We start from the raw sequence: 13,405 nt of genomic DNA, 5'->3' as shown, positions 1-13,405 counted from the left end.
GGATAAGGTTCGAGGGTTTTGGATGTTGACGCTGGTACGTGGATGTCTTGCGGTGCTGACCGGGTGCCTGGTGATGGTGACGACGGATATGGACCGGAGCATCCTGCTGGTGTCAGTGGGCGTGGCCATTGCTGTGACGGCTCTGGCCTTGTATGGGATTGTGGATAGCATTCTGCTGCTGGCCAGTGGATTTGACTATCCGCATCGTTGGCCGAAGCGGGTGATGCAGATCCAGGGTGTTGTGGGCATTGTGATTGGCGGCTTGTTGCTGACGCTGTTCTTCGATCATGCTGGCGTGGAGTGGTTTCTGCCGATGGCAGCGCTGCAGGCACTTAGTGCGGCGGTTGGGGAATTTGTGTTGTTGAAACATACGCGGGCACAGCGGTGGGCTGTCTGGGATTTTGCGGGTGCGTTTGTTGCGACTTGTTTTGCGGTGGTCTATGCCACGATTCGGATTCGCGCGGGCGCTGGGTTTTCACCTGCGGAGTTGGCGACTGCGATCTATCTTTACCTGCTCTGCTTTGGTGCTGCGCAGGCGGCGACTGCGGTGAGGATGTTGCGGTCGAAGGTGTTGCCGTTGGACGGTCATAGCACAACTCGTGGCATGGAGCTGGCGTCTGCGCCCAAGGTTCCTTAGTCAGTTCACTTTGCGCTGACGTTTGACGTTGACATGATGTAGCGTTTTGCGAGCTCGACGCATAGCAGATAGGAGACGGTTGCTGCCGCCAGGAAGGCGAAGTAAGTCAGCGGCAACCTGGTGAAGGCTAGATCTGCTGCGAAGCGGGAGTAGGGCAGCCAGAATCCTACTGCGACGATAAAGATCACAGATAAGAGAAGACCTGTGCTGGGGCGACTGCGGAATGGCGATCGTACGGTGCGGATGACGAGCAACACCAAGGTCTGTGTGGCGAGCGATTCTACGAACCATCCGGTATGGAACTCTGCGGGACCTGCGCGGAAGAAGTGAAGCAGGACGTAGAAGGTAAGGAAGTCGAAGATGGAGCTGATCGGTCCGACGAGGACCATGAAGCGACGGATGATGGCGATGTCCCACTTCTGTGGCTTGGAAAAGTATTCTGCGTCGACGCGGTCGGTCGGGATGGTTAGTTGCGAGAGATCGTAGAGGAAGTTGTTCAGTAGCACCTGTGCCGGCAGCATGGGCAGAAATGGCAGGGCGACTGCCGCGACGGCCATGCTGAGTACGTTTCCGAAGTTGGAGCTTGTCCCCATCAGCAGATACTTCATGACGTTGCCGAAGGCGCGCCGGCCTTCGAGGATGCCCTCATGCAAGACGGCAAGGCCTGGCTGCAGGAGGACGACGTCCGCGGCGTCCTGCGCGACATCGACGGCACCGGGTGCTGCGATGCCGACATCGGCCGCGTGGAGTGAGGGGGCGTCGTTGATGCCGTCACCCATGAAGCCGACGGTATGACCTCTTCTGCGGAGGGCTGTGAGGATGCGCAGTTTCTGCGGAGGTGAGACGCGTGCGAATACATTTGCACGTTCGGCTACCTGTGTGAGCGCGTTGTCACTCATTAGTTCGAGTTCGGTGCCGAGGACGATCTCTGCGACTGGAAGACCGGCTTGCGCACAGATGTGTGCTGCGACGAGTTCGTTGTCGCCGGTGAGGATTTTGATGGAAACACCATCTCCCTGAAGGCGTGCGATGGTCTCGGCGGCATCGGGCAGGATGGTGTCGGCAAAGGAGAGGAAGCCGTTGAGTGTGAGCACGCTTTCATCGGCGAGCTTGTATTGCGGCTGTACCGGAAGTGTTCTGGTTGCGACAGCGAGGACGCGATAGCCGAGGGTGCTTTGGGCGGTGTAGTAGGCCTTCGCGCGGGAGAGCGCTTCGGCGGTCATCGCAAGCACTTTATCGCCGGATGTGAAGGATGTGAGGAGAGGGAAGATGCCTTCGGGGGAGCCCTTGCAGATGAGGGTGCGCTGTCCTGCATGGTCAACAATGACGGAGAGGCGGCGGCGCTGGAAGTCGAAGGGCAGTTCGTCGATCTTTGTCGCAGTTGGTGGTGTTGGATTGCCGGCGAGGATGGCTTTGTCGAGTGGGCTCCGGATGCCCGCCTGCAAACTGCTGTTGATGAGTGCGAGATCCTGCGGGGCGCTGGAGGCGGTTCCGTCGGGTGATGCGCTGACGACCAGCGACATGGTGCCCGCGGTCAGGGTGCCTGTCTTGTCGGAGCAGAGGACATCGATGCTGCCGAGATTTTGAATTGCCGGAAGATGTTTCACGACGACATGCTTGCGCGCCATCGCTACCGCTCCGCGGGAGAGCGTGACGGAGGTGATCATGGGGAGAAATTCCGGCGTGAGTCCGACGGCCAGCGCAACTGCAAACAACAGTGACTCGATGGGAGGCCGGTGCATGGCGAGATTAGCAGCGAGCACCAGCAGGACCATGACGAAGACGATGCGGGCGATCATGTAGCTGAAGCGCTTGATGCCGAGGTCGAAGGCTGTCTCAGGAGGTTTTGCCGCGAGGTGTGCCACGATGTCGCCGAAGGCGGTCGACCTTCCTGTTGCCGTGACGATTGCCGTTCCCGTGCCGCTTACGACGGATGTGCCCAGGAAGATCATGTTGACGGCATCTGCGGAGCTTGATGCTGCGTCGGACGTGGCTCGCTTTTCTACGGAAGTCGATTCCCCTGTGAGCATGGCCTGGAGCAGGGCGAGATCCCGTGACTGTGCGAGGCGTGCGTCGGCGGGAACGAGGTCGCCGGCGGAGAGGCGGATGACGTCGCCGGGAACGATCTGCGACCGAGGAATCTCCCGCCAGGTGCCGTCGCGCTTTGCGGTGGCAGTTGCCGCGACAGTCGCCCGCAGTCGTTCGATCGTGATGCGTGCGTGGTAGGTCTGCGCGAAGTCGATGCCGCCGCCGATCAGCACAATGGCCGTAATGAGGATGGCATCGAAGCGCTCGCCGATGGTGAGTGAGATGGCAGCCGCGACGAGCAACACGACGGAGAGTGGGTTGAAGAGAAGCAACACCTGATCGAGCCAGGGTGTCTTGCCCTGCTTCGATGCGGATTCATTGAGGCCGAACTGATTGAGGCGTTGCGCAGCCTCTTGCGTGGTGAGACCAAGGAGCGTGCCGTCCTGCGAGGCTGCATCGATGTCCGCGATGATGACTGGCATGGTGCGGCTCTCCTTCAAGGAACGATGACTGCGGAACCGACGACGTCTTCGTCCTTGATGGCTGCGAGTGCCTCATTGGCTTGTTCGAGTGAGAAGACCTTGATGGCGGGTGTGATTCGAATCTTCTCCGCGATGCTCATGAAGTCTTTTGCATCCTGCCGGGTCATGTTGGCGACGCTTCGAATCTGTCGTTCGTGCCAGAGGATGGTGTCGTAGTCGAAGGCGGGCATCTGATCGAGATGAATGGCGTTGATGGAGAGGATGCCGCCTTTGTCGAGCGACTTGAGGCCGGCGAGGACGACGCTGCCAACCGGCGCGAAGATAACGGCTGCATCGAGAGGCGTGGGCGGTAGATCGAAGGCGTCGCCAACCCATGTGGCGCCCATGGCCGCGGCTTCCTGACGATGGCGTTCGCCGCGTGTTGCGACGTAGACTTCACACCCCCACATGTGAAGGACGGGCATGACCAAGCGTGCCGACGCACCGAAGCCGAAGATGCCTACCTTCTGACCGGGCTTGACCTCGGCCACACGCAAGCTGCGGAAGCCGATCATGCCTGCACAGAGGAGCGGCGCAGCGATTTGCGGAGGGAGGGCGGTCGTAAGTGGGATCAGGAAATCCGTGCGGGCAGTTACATATTCGGCATAGCCACCATCACGCGAATAACCGGTGAAGGCGATGGCGTCGCAGAGGTTCTCTCTGTTGCTTTTGCAGAACTTACAGGTGCCGTCTGTTCCGCCCATCCATGAGACACCGACGCGATCACCCACTTGAAACTGGCTGCTGGATGTCGTGACGACTTCGCCGACGATCTGATGACCAGGGATGACAGAAGGTAGATGAAATGGGAGATCGCCTTCCACGATATGCAGGTCTGTTCGACAGACACCGCAGGCCAGGACCTTAAGGAGACTCTCGCCCTCGGCCGGTGTGGGCACCGGCCTTTCTTCGATGGTGAGAGGGGGCGCGCCGTCGTGACGTGTTCCGTGGAAGACTGCGGCGCGCATGGTGGTCGGGATCATGGTCTTCCTTCTTGTGTCGCTGGAGGCTATGGGGCGGTGTTGTGCGTTACCTGATGAGCTGTCGCTAGCTGCGCGTTCGTCCAACCATCGCCGAGCGCTGCATTCGAAGTTACGCTCGCAACAGTTTGGCGTCTTCCACTGCCTTATTCCACGGAAAGTAGTGCAGGATGAGCGGCACAGCGACGTTTTGGGCGAAGTCGAGGTGCGGGAAGAGATGAAAGTCCTGAAAGGTGAACCCGATCTTGCGGAGACGAAATGAGGCGAGGGCGTCGGTGCTCATAGGCCACGGATTCTGTGGCCTTCGCTGAGGACATTGCTGCGTCTGGACGGAGAATGCTCAAGCGTATGGCTTCGTCTCTGCTGGATGGTCCGACTATGTAGACCATTTCGCCGAAGTGCAGCTCCAGATGGACGTCGTAACGTGCGCGTGTGCGGGCTTCGCCTTCATCAAACCACCTGGTGATGCTCGTGACCTGAATCGCGATGGTGCTGGGCATGCTTATGAGTCTCAGGGCGCCGATCATGCTGTGATCTTGCGCGCGGCGACACGTATGCGATGGGTGCTGGCTCACGCTATCGGGTGATCTCGGTCACAACACGATGCCTTGCGTTGCGGTGATGAAAGCGCTGTTCCGAAATGGGCCTGAGTGAAAGGCATTTTGTGATCCGTGTCACCCCGGTGGCGAGCCGGGTGACTTAGGCTGAATTGGATTGGTGATGCCATGGCCCCGCAGTTTGCTGTCGATGACAACCCGGTGTTGCCTTCGTTATGTCTGGCCGTGGCTTGTGTTCCTGGTTATGGGGTGATCGTGGTGCCAGGAAGCGTCAGGTGCTTCGCGTGAGAGACCGGTTCCTCGCGGCGTTGCTGATGTTGGTGTGTGCGTTGCCGCTTGCGGGGCGTGCAGAGGTTGCTGCGTGTGCGGCGATGTCGGGGCAGGATAGTTTGTCGCGCAGCGCTTCGCAGTACCTGGCGTCACTGGATGTGCAGAAGATGTCCGCGGCGCGTGCGCAAGCGATCGGTGTGTTTTATGCACCGTGTGGTTTCCGGCTGGCTTGGACTGCGGATGGTGTGACGACTGCGGCAGCGCGATCGATGATGGTTGCGATGGGACAGGCGGACCGGAAGGGATTGCGTGCGGAAGACTATGGCTTGTCGTGGTGGGGCTGCCGAGCCGCTGCGACGGAGATTCCATGCGTTGGACGAGAGCGTGAGCTTGCACAGTTCGATGTGGATCTGACTGTTGCCGTAATGCGGTTTGTGTCAGACCTGAGGTATGGTCGTGCCCGGCTGCACTCTGAGAAGACCGGCTACGCCGAGGTTGCGGATAGTGGGTTTGTTGCGAACTACATCCGTGAAAACCTTGTCTCTTCGGTTGAACCCTCACGCGCGATACAAGCCCTGGAGCCGAGCTATCCGGGATACCTGAGGACCGAGAGTGCGCTTAACGATCTGCTTACGCTTGAGAACAGCGAGGCGGATGTCGTCGTACCGGACGAAGCTCGGAGCCTGCAGCTCGGTGACGCTACGGTGGTCGCTGTGGCCCTGGATGAGCGGCTTGCGCAGTTCGGTCTGCTGCCGCGGTATGTGGAGCCTGCGAGTCAACTGACCTTCGATGCCCCGAAGCAACGGGCTTTGGCCAGATTTCAGGAGTTGCATGGGCTGGCTGTTACGGGACGTGTCGACCGGGTGACCTTGCGGGAGTTGAATGTGCCGATGAAGAGGCGCGCGGCACAACTTTCGATGAGCCTGGAACGATGGCGTTGGTTGCCACATGAATTTGTTAGGCCGCCGGTCGTGGTGAATATTCCGGAGTTCCGGCTGCGCGCGTACGATCCGCAGGGGCGAGTGACGTTGTCGATGGCCGTGATCGTAGGACGTGCCGGTTCGAGGCAGACGCCGATCCTTTCCGCTCCGATGAAGGAGGTCACCTTCCATCCCTACTGGAATGTGCCGGAGAGCATCCAGATGCGCGAGATCGCGCCGTTGGTGCGGCGAGACACTTCGTATCTGAGACGGCATGACTATCAGATTGTGTCCCGGAGTGGTGCCGTGCTGGACAGTGACAGCGCCGAGGCAAGACGGTGGTTGCTGAGCGGGCAGGCTCGGGTGCGGCAGGTGCCCGGTCGGCAGAATGCGCTGGGCGACATCAAGTTCAACTTTCCGAATGTTTTCGACGCGTACATGCATGGCACGCCGCAGACTGCGCTCTTTGCGCAGACCAAGCGCGATTTCAGTCATGGGTGTATTCGTGTGGAGGATCCCAGTCGGCTTGCGGCATGGGTGCTTCGCGATGAGCGGGGCTGGACTGCCGATCGGATTGCGCAGGCAATTGCGGATCCGGCGACTGTTTCGGTATCACTGGCCGCGCCGATCCCCGTGCTGCTGGTGTATGGCACGGGGATCGCGGCAGAGGATGGGACCGTCCGCTTCTTTGACGATGTCTATGGCTACGACTCGGAACTAGCCATAACTCTGAACGAGATCACCCGGAGCAGGCAGAAGGAAGACACGAGGTCCTGGGGCGTCTCTTAGTTGGGCTTTCGTGTTGTCTGTTAGCTGATCAACCGACGATTTATAGAACTGACACTGCGAGCCATGTGAGAAGCAGGGCGATGTATACGGCTCCGAAAAGGAAGCGCAACTGCCTATGACCGGATGTGACGCCGTGCGTGCGAGGCCGGCTGAAGATAGGGATCATGGGGAAGGGGCTGGTGATGGAGTTTGTCATTGGTGTTCTCCCGGGAGTTCTGAATGAGCTTTACGCGCTGAGGCTGAGGACGGGGCATCTTGCCTGCGCGATGACTGCCGGCGTCACGCCTCTTTCCAGATAGTTCAAACGGAAGTTTGATCGGCGTGATCCGAGGACGATCAAGTCGGAGTTGGTACGCTGGGCGAGCGCGACCAGAGCCTCGGATGGGTCGCCGTGTTCGACGACGTACTCGGGATCGCACCAGTCGATTGCGGCTGCAGGCAGAGCTTTTTGAAGTGACTGTTCCAGTGCGGAGTCCTCTTCGGAAGAGTCCGTGGAACCACTCGGCCGGGTGACGCGGCAGATGACGAGGCGGGCACCGCCGTCTTCGGCGAAGGCCAGGGCGACGGGGAGTGCGCTCTTCGCCTGAGGGCTCATGTCGTTCGCGAAGAGGATTCGCTGGAACGGCACGAGCGCGTCGCAGGCCGGCGGGACGTGTGGGCCGACGGTGAGGACTGGGGGTTTCGCATTGCGAATCACTTCTTCTGCGACAGACCCCAGGACGAGCTTCTTCAGCATGCCTTTTGAGGAAGTTCCCATGACGATGAGAGCGGCGCCGCACTCGGTGGCCGTGGCGAGGATGGCCTGGGCGACGGAGAAGGATTCTGCGACGTGGAAGACGCTGTGAATGCCGGCAAATCGCGGAATCATCGCGTCAAGTTGCGCTCGCCTTGCCTCGACCATTTCCTGCACGGGAAGGACACAGGTTCCGTCGCCTGCCGGGATCGGGATGTTGAGATCGACGATGGTGACGATGTGCAGGCGGGAGCTGTAGCGGCGGGCGATCTGCAGTGCGTAGGCTTCCGCGCGGCGTGATGCCGGGGAGAAGTCGGTTGCAAAAACGATGTCGTCGAGAGCTATCTCGGGCCGCTGTCCAATCACTGGCATGTAGGTCTCCTGCGTTTTGACTTCATGCCGAAGGTAAGCGCCGAAGCGGTTTCGTACTGTGATGTCCTTAACTGCTTTCGGTGATTGGCGTCACTGCGCGGACGTGTGCCCGGCGTGAATGTAGAAATGTCGCGTGAGGCTTGGAGAAGGTTGTGCCCTGGTGGCGCTGCACTCTTCTTGCAATCCAACCATGCCGGGAGAAGGTACCGACTGATGCAGACGATGGATGACCTGACCACGAACACGGCGGAGATGTTGGGAACCACTTCTCCGATGGATTTCTTCTCGATGGTGCAGCATATCGAGTCACGCATTTGTGCGAAGACAGTCGATATGCTGAGTGCTCGCAGATGGGATGGGCCTTTGACTCAACAGGACTGGCAGATCGCCGAAGCGCTTGTTCTGGATCCGGTCCAGGTCTCATGCACTCTGCGGAGCGACGGTCTGCTCTACCGTGTCCCTGTAAAGGGATACAGGCCGGAGGAGATTCGTCTGCACCTGGAAGGTGAGCTGCTGTGCCTTTGCGGATGCCTGACGCGGCCTCATTTGCCGGCGAGAATGTTCTACACGAGGATGAAGCTGCCCGGGTTGGCACGGGACTACCGTGTAGCGGCTTGGATCTCAGGTGAGATTCTTCACATTGCGTTTACCCGGGAGCAGGCACCTGCTGCGCAAATGCTGCCTGGCAGGCCGAGGGCGGCGCAGTCGATCGAGCTGCAGTATGCGGCTGCCGTGTGATTTCAGGAAGTGGCTTGCAGGCGGGCTGTCAGGCGTCGGCTGGTTTGTTGGCGAGTGTGCACCAACGCACTTCCGGCAGTCTCCGGTCTGTCTCGGTCGGCCACGCGTCAGGGTAGCCGACGACAAGCGGCACAACGACGGAGTAATTGGCCGGGATTGCCAGCTTGCGTTTTGTTTCCGGTAAGGAAAACCAGTCTGTTGCGATGCCGACCCACGAAGAGCCGAGGCCTGCCGCTCGTGCGGCGAGCATGAGGTTTTCGGCGGCCAGGCAGCAGGCATCCCGGGCTTCCTGGGCGGTCGATCTGGCCAGTACGAGGATCAGCACTGGAGCGCCGTAGAACACCTCATAGTCGATCGCAGAGATAACGGGTCGCATGGGGGAGGCGAATGGTTCGTCTGGTGGAACGTGGAAGATCCATGCCTTCACCTCCTGTCCGATGGTCCGGATGCAGCTTGCGTCCATGAAGGTCCAGAAGGCCCAGGGCTGGGAGTTACGCGAGCTTGGGGCCATGTTGGCTGCTTCGAGCAGACTCTGCACGAGCTCGGGATCGACGGGCTGGCTGGTGAAGGATCGAACCGATCTACGATTTCGAATCGCTTCCATGCAGTCCATTACTTGATGTTGTAGCGCTAGCATGATGCCAGATCGTGGAGCGTGGCCGGTTTCAAAACGGTCAGCGAGATGCCCTTGATTGCGATGGCACCATCTTTGCGCAGGCGGCTTAACGTCCGCGTGACTGTTTCGCGGGTGGTTGCAGTCATGGAGGCGAGTTCCTCGTGCGTGAGGGTCATGGTGAGCGGTGTGCCGGTGGTCTGGCTCTCCTCCGACCAGTCCAGGATGAGGCGCGACAGGCGGCCTGCCGGTGTTTCAGGCAGGGCCATCAGACGCATCTCCTGGAATGCCGAGCGATAGTCCTGCGCGAGGGCGCGGGCGGCGCCCATGCTGGCATCGCTGAATTCGCGCATGAACTGGTGCAGTACGCGGGCATGGAGCACGCGGATGCGGCAAGGCTGGACAGCTTCTGCTGTGATCTCGTAGGGTGTTGCGCCGAGGACTGCGCTCATGCCGAGGACGTCGCCAGGGCCAGAGAGACGGAGGATGGCCGAACGGCCTTCGGTCGAGGTGGCCGTCGACTTTACCTTGCCGCTGCAGACGATGAAGACCGCCCCGGCTGATTCTCCTTCGCGGAACAGGACGTTGCCGCGCGGATACTCCATGGTGATCGAGTTCACGTCGAGAAACGCCTGCGCGGCCTGTCCCAGATTGCAGAACGCGTATTTACCTGCGTGGGGACATCCTGTGCACTTGGACATTTCGTTTCTCCTAGGTTGCCTGCCCCTATGAATGCAAACTTACAGCCAAACTTACTAAGTTGTGATATCAATCACTTGAAGTTACTTGCTGTTCCCTCAACAGCTCTCAACTGCGCAAAAGCGCGCAGCCTGTGAGCCAAATCACGCAGCACCGGTTCTATGTCAGAACTAATTCGCGCAGTCATCATTGACGACAATCTCAGCAGTCTGGAACTGTTGACGGCCGCTCTGGAGCAAAAGGGCGTTGCGCTTTACACTGCTTCCGATCCAGTCCATGGGCTTGATCTGGTCCGCACCGTGCGGCCACAGCTTGTCATTACGGATCTGGTGATGCCGGGACTGAGTGGTTTGGAAGTTCTTCGGCAAATTATGGTATTTGCGCCTTCTACGAATGTGATTCTGATGACGGCACATTACACGACCGAGACAGCGGTTGAGGCGATCCGCAACGGTGCCGCGGATTATCTGCAAAAGCCGGTTAAGATCGCGGACCTTCGGGAACGTGTTCGCCTGCTGCTGACCGCTGCCGAGAGCCGCCGGCTCGCTCTGTCGGATACTGCTGCCCACATGGAGGATCTGACCTTCGAAGGACTGATCGCGAAGAGCGCTGCGATGTGGCGCCTGTTCGCCATGATGGAGAAGATCGCGCCGCACTACCGGACCCTGTTGATTCATGGGGAGACTGGCACAGGCAAGGACCTTGTGGCGCGGGCGGTTCACGCGCGCAGCCGTACCAGGGGGAGTTTCGTCGTACTGAACTGCTCCGCGGTCGTGGAGACTTTGTTTGAGAGTGAGCTGTTCGGGCACACGCGCGGAGCCTTTACGGGCGCCGATCGGGATAAGGAAGGTCTATTTGCCGCGGCGGATGGAGGCACCCTGTTTCTGGATGAGATTGGTGACATGCCGATGTCTACCCAGGCGAAGTTGCTGCGGGCCATTCAGAACCAGGAGATCTATAAGATTGGATCGCTCGTCCCGAGACGCGTCCATGTGAAGGTGATTGCTGCCAGCCATCGGGATCTGAAGCAGGCAGCGAAAGAGGGTCAGTTCCGGGAAGATCTGTTCTATCGGCTGTCAATGGTCGAGTTGAAGGTTCCGCCCCTCCGTGAACGGAGGGAAGATATCGAACTGCTTACCGGTCATTTCGTTGAGCGTTTCGCCTCGGAGTATCGACGGAAGGTGCGCGGTGTCACGCCCCGTGCGCAACTGGTGCTGAACCGCTATGACTGGCCGGGCAATGTGCGGCAGTTGGAGCACGTGATCGCGCGGTCGTGCATGCTGGCAGATTCAGAACTGATCGACGTCGAGGATCTTCCGGATGATGTGGTCGATGTGCCCAGTACGATGCAGCTCGTTACAGCATCCCTCCTGGTGAACCAGGAGCGGCTGCTGCTGCAGCAGATCTTCAACGAGACAAATGGGAATCAGTCCGAGACGGCGAGACGGCTCGGTATCGGACGGGATGCTCTGCGATACAAGCTGAAGAAACATGGTCTGGGTTGCTAGCAGGTGAACTCGGAGATCACGGCACGGAGTTCAGCCGGGTTGACCGGCTTGACGAGGACGCGTGAGAAGCCCGCCTGGCTTAGGTGAGTGTGCTCGTACTGGCCAGCAGCCGCGATCAGAGCGATGATCGGCGTCTTCTGCAGAGGGGCTTGTCGCCTTAAGGTGGAGACTACTTCAATGCCGCTCTTCTTCGGAAGTCCTATATTCAGGACGATCACCTGGGGCAGACTGAGGATCGCGAGGCGGATTGCCTCCTCCCCATCTGCGGCTTCCAGGATGTCGAAGCCCATATCTTCCAGGATCGACCAGAGCAACTCACGTGCGTGCGCTGCGTCGTCAGCAATGAGGCATTTCAAGATGGACTCCAAGGTAGAAAGACGTGCAGACGAGCAATGGCTCACGATAGAGCCAGGATTCGGTGTAGAGCTGTGACTCCCATCACAGTTCCTTCACAATAGCGGGATAGCAAACGAGAAGGTACTTCCTACGCCGGGCTGGCTTGCGACGGAGAGCGTTCCGGCGTGCATTTCCACCAACTCTTTGCAGATTGCCAAGCCAAGGCCGGTGCCTTCGCGGACGCCGCCTGTGGTGACACCGACCTGGTAGAACTTGCTGAAGATGTTCGAGAGTTCTTCCGGCGCGATACCGATGCCGCTGTCTTCGACGGCGATGAGTGCGAAACCGACTTCTTTTGTACCTCTCATTTGAACGGATCCGCCACGTCCGGTGAACTTGATTGCATTGCTCAGGAGGTTGGTGAGTATCTGGCGCAGGCGAGTGGGATCGGCCAGTAACTGCAAGTCAGGATCGCAGGAGGCGGTGACGTTGAGCGCCTTCTCTTCCCAGGTCGTTCGGAGAGCGTCCATGACTTCGGTGAAGACGGCAGAGAGCGACAGTTCGCGGGGGTGAACGGCGAGTCCGCCTGCTTCGATGTGACTCAGGTCGAGAACGTCGTTGATGAGCGCGAGTAAGTGCTCTGAGTCGCGGCGAATATTTTCGACGAAGCGGCCTTGCCGTCCGGTGAGTGTGTGGTCCGTGTCCTCATGCAGAAGGTCAGCAAAGCCGATGATGGTGTGCAGGGGAGTCCGGAGTTCGTGACTGACGCTGGCAAGGAACTCGCTCTTTAAGCGATTCAGTCGCTCCGCTTCCTGCTGCCGGGCGGACAGCTCGCCCAGATAATCCTCTTGCAGTAGACGTAGCTGCAGCTCAGACCGCCGGCGTTCCGTTACGTCACGAATGGCTGCAACGACGAGGACCCCAGTCTCCATCACGATGGGACTGAGGCTGATCTCAACAGGAAACTCCGAGCCATCCTTACGCTTGGCGTTCAGGTCGCGTCCGTAGCCCATGGGACGTGCCTTGCCCGCTTTAACGAAAGCGGCTCGATGGTTTGCGTGGTCCGGGCGGTTTGCTTCCGGAACGAGCATTTCGATGGAAGCTCCGAATAGCTCATCGTGCTCGTAGCCAAACAGTTTTTCAGCGGCCCGGTTGGCAATGAGGATCCGACCACGATCGTCGACCTCAAGAATCGCGTCTGGTGCATGGTGAAGCAAGTCGCGATATTTACGCTCTGCAAGTAGCTCGATGCGTATTCTTGCCTCAATCTCTTCGGCATTTTTGCGGTTGGTAAGGTCGGTTGCGACCTTTGCAATACCGACGACGGCGCCGGCCTCATCCTTGATAGGGAAGAGGTTGAGCGAGACAAAGATGCGGTGTCCATCCTTATGCCGCCGCGACGTTTGGAGGTTATCGATGCGCTCGCCGCGACGAACGGCGTCCAGCACGATCTGGATGGACTCTTCCTCTTCCGGGTAAGCGAGGCGGAAGATCGGCATCCCGATTGCTTCGTCGGCTGTGTAGCCGAAGATACGGGATGCCGCTGCATTCCACGTCATGATGATGCCGTCGAGCGACTCCGCAATTACGGCGGAGTCAGACGATTCGACGATTGCGGTAAGCCATCGTCCTGGGTCGGACCATGTCTCAGCCGTTGTTGGACGAGTACCGCGGCGTCCTTCAGGTGGTCTTAACATAGGCTCA

The 13,405-nt window shown here is 59.4% G+C and carries 12 protein-coding genes; 4 read left to right on the top strand and 8 right to left on the bottom strand.

Going from position 1 to position 13,405, the window contains the following annotated elements; genetic code table 11:
* Positions 1-22: 22 nt before the first annotated feature.
* Complete coding sequence (locus TERRO_RS23410; RefSeq protein WP_014786176.1) at positions 23-637, top strand: hypothetical protein; 615 nt, start codon at positions 23-25, stop codon at positions 635-637.
* 5 nt (positions 638-642) lie between these two features.
* Here TERRO_RS23410 and mgtA read toward each other — a convergent pair whose 3' ends face one another.
* The 3 genes from mgtA to TERRO_RS23135 all read right to left on the bottom strand — a co-directional run bounded on the left by mgtA (position 643) and on the right by TERRO_RS23135 (position 4,449).
* Positions 643-3,147 carry a magnesium-translocating P-type ATPase gene (mgtA, locus tag TERRO_RS10810; RefSeq protein WP_014786032.1) on the bottom strand — a complete coding sequence of 835 codons (2,505 nt, stop codon included), beginning with the start codon at positions 3,145-3,147 and terminating at the stop codon, positions 643-645.
* 14 nt (positions 3,148-3,161) lie between these two features.
* A complete protein-coding gene (locus TERRO_RS10805) occupies positions 3,162-4,169 on the bottom strand; it encodes a zinc-dependent alcohol dehydrogenase family protein (RefSeq protein ID WP_014786031.1) in 1,008 nt (335 codons plus the stop codon).
* Between the two features lie 109 nt (positions 4,170-4,278).
* Positions 4,279-4,449 (bottom strand): P-loop NTPase family protein, encoded by a 171-nt coding sequence (locus TERRO_RS23135; RefSeq protein ID WP_157178331.1) that lies wholly within the window; start codon positions 4,447-4,449, stop codon positions 4,279-4,281.
* A gap of 558 nt (positions 4,450-5,007) precedes the next feature.
* On the opposite strand from TERRO_RS23135, the gene TERRO_RS22055 reads away from it, so the two are divergent.
* Positions 5,008-6,702 carry a L,D-transpeptidase family protein gene (locus TERRO_RS22055; protein WP_169315303.1) on the top strand — a complete coding sequence of 565 codons (1,695 nt, stop codon included), beginning with the start codon at positions 5,008-5,010 and terminating at the stop codon, positions 6,700-6,702.
* Positions 6,703-6,928: 226 nt separating this feature from the next.
* On the opposite strand, the gene TERRO_RS10790 is transcribed toward TERRO_RS22055, so the two are convergent.
* A complete protein-coding gene (locus TERRO_RS10790) occupies positions 6,929-7,807 on the bottom strand; it encodes a universal stress protein (protein WP_014786028.1) in 879 nt (292 codons plus the stop codon).
* A gap of 213 nt (positions 7,808-8,020) precedes the next feature.
* On the opposite strand from TERRO_RS10790, the gene TERRO_RS10785 reads away from it, so the two are divergent.
* The gene (locus TERRO_RS10785; protein WP_014786027.1) at positions 8,021-8,545 is read left to right on the top strand and encodes a hypothetical protein; all 525 of its coding nucleotides are present in this window, start codon (positions 8,021-8,023) and stop codon (positions 8,543-8,545) included.
* 28 nt (positions 8,546-8,573) lie between these two features.
* On the opposite strand, the gene TERRO_RS10780 is transcribed toward TERRO_RS10785, so the two are convergent.
* Together TERRO_RS10780 and TERRO_RS10775 are read right to left on the bottom strand one after the other, a co-directional pair.
* Positions 8,574-9,149 carry a nitroreductase family protein gene (locus TERRO_RS10780; RefSeq protein ID WP_014786026.1) on the bottom strand — a complete coding sequence of 192 codons (576 nt, stop codon included), beginning with the start codon at positions 9,147-9,149 and terminating at the stop codon, positions 8,574-8,576.
* 26 nt (positions 9,150-9,175) lie between these two features.
* Positions 9,176-9,859, bottom strand: a complete 684-nt coding sequence (locus TERRO_RS10775; protein ID WP_014786025.1) for a Crp/Fnr family transcriptional regulator — start codon at positions 9,857-9,859, stop codon at positions 9,176-9,178.
* A gap of 159 nt (positions 9,860-10,018) precedes the next feature.
* Between TERRO_RS10775 and TERRO_RS10770 the strand changes: the two genes are divergently transcribed.
* Positions 10,019-11,365 (top strand): sigma-54-dependent transcriptional regulator, encoded by a 1,347-nt coding sequence (locus TERRO_RS10770; protein ID WP_014786024.1) that lies wholly within the window; start codon positions 10,019-10,021, stop codon positions 11,363-11,365.
* On the opposite strand, the gene TERRO_RS22050 is transcribed toward TERRO_RS10770, so the two are convergent.
* The gene (locus TERRO_RS22050) at positions 11,362-11,721 is read right to left on the bottom strand and encodes a response regulator (RefSeq protein WP_014786023.1); all 360 of its coding nucleotides are present in this window, start codon (positions 11,719-11,721) and stop codon (positions 11,362-11,364) included. The two genes, TERRO_RS10770 and TERRO_RS22050, sit on opposite strands and share 4 nt — an antisense overlap.
* Before the next feature lie 93 nt (positions 11,722-11,814).
* Entirely contained in the window at positions 11,815-13,398 is a 1,584-nt protein-coding gene (locus tag TERRO_RS10760) for a PAS domain S-box protein (RefSeq protein WP_157178329.1), read from the bottom strand.
* Positions 13,399-13,405 lie beyond the last annotated feature (7 nt).

Source organism: Terriglobus roseus DSM 18391 (genome assembly GCF_000265425.1).
Taxonomy (GTDB): Bacteria; Acidobacteriota; Terriglobia; order Terriglobales; family Acidobacteriaceae; genus Terriglobus; species Terriglobus roseus.
Note: the sequence above shows the minus strand (reverse complement) of the source record. Positions and strands in the feature narration are given on the sequence as shown.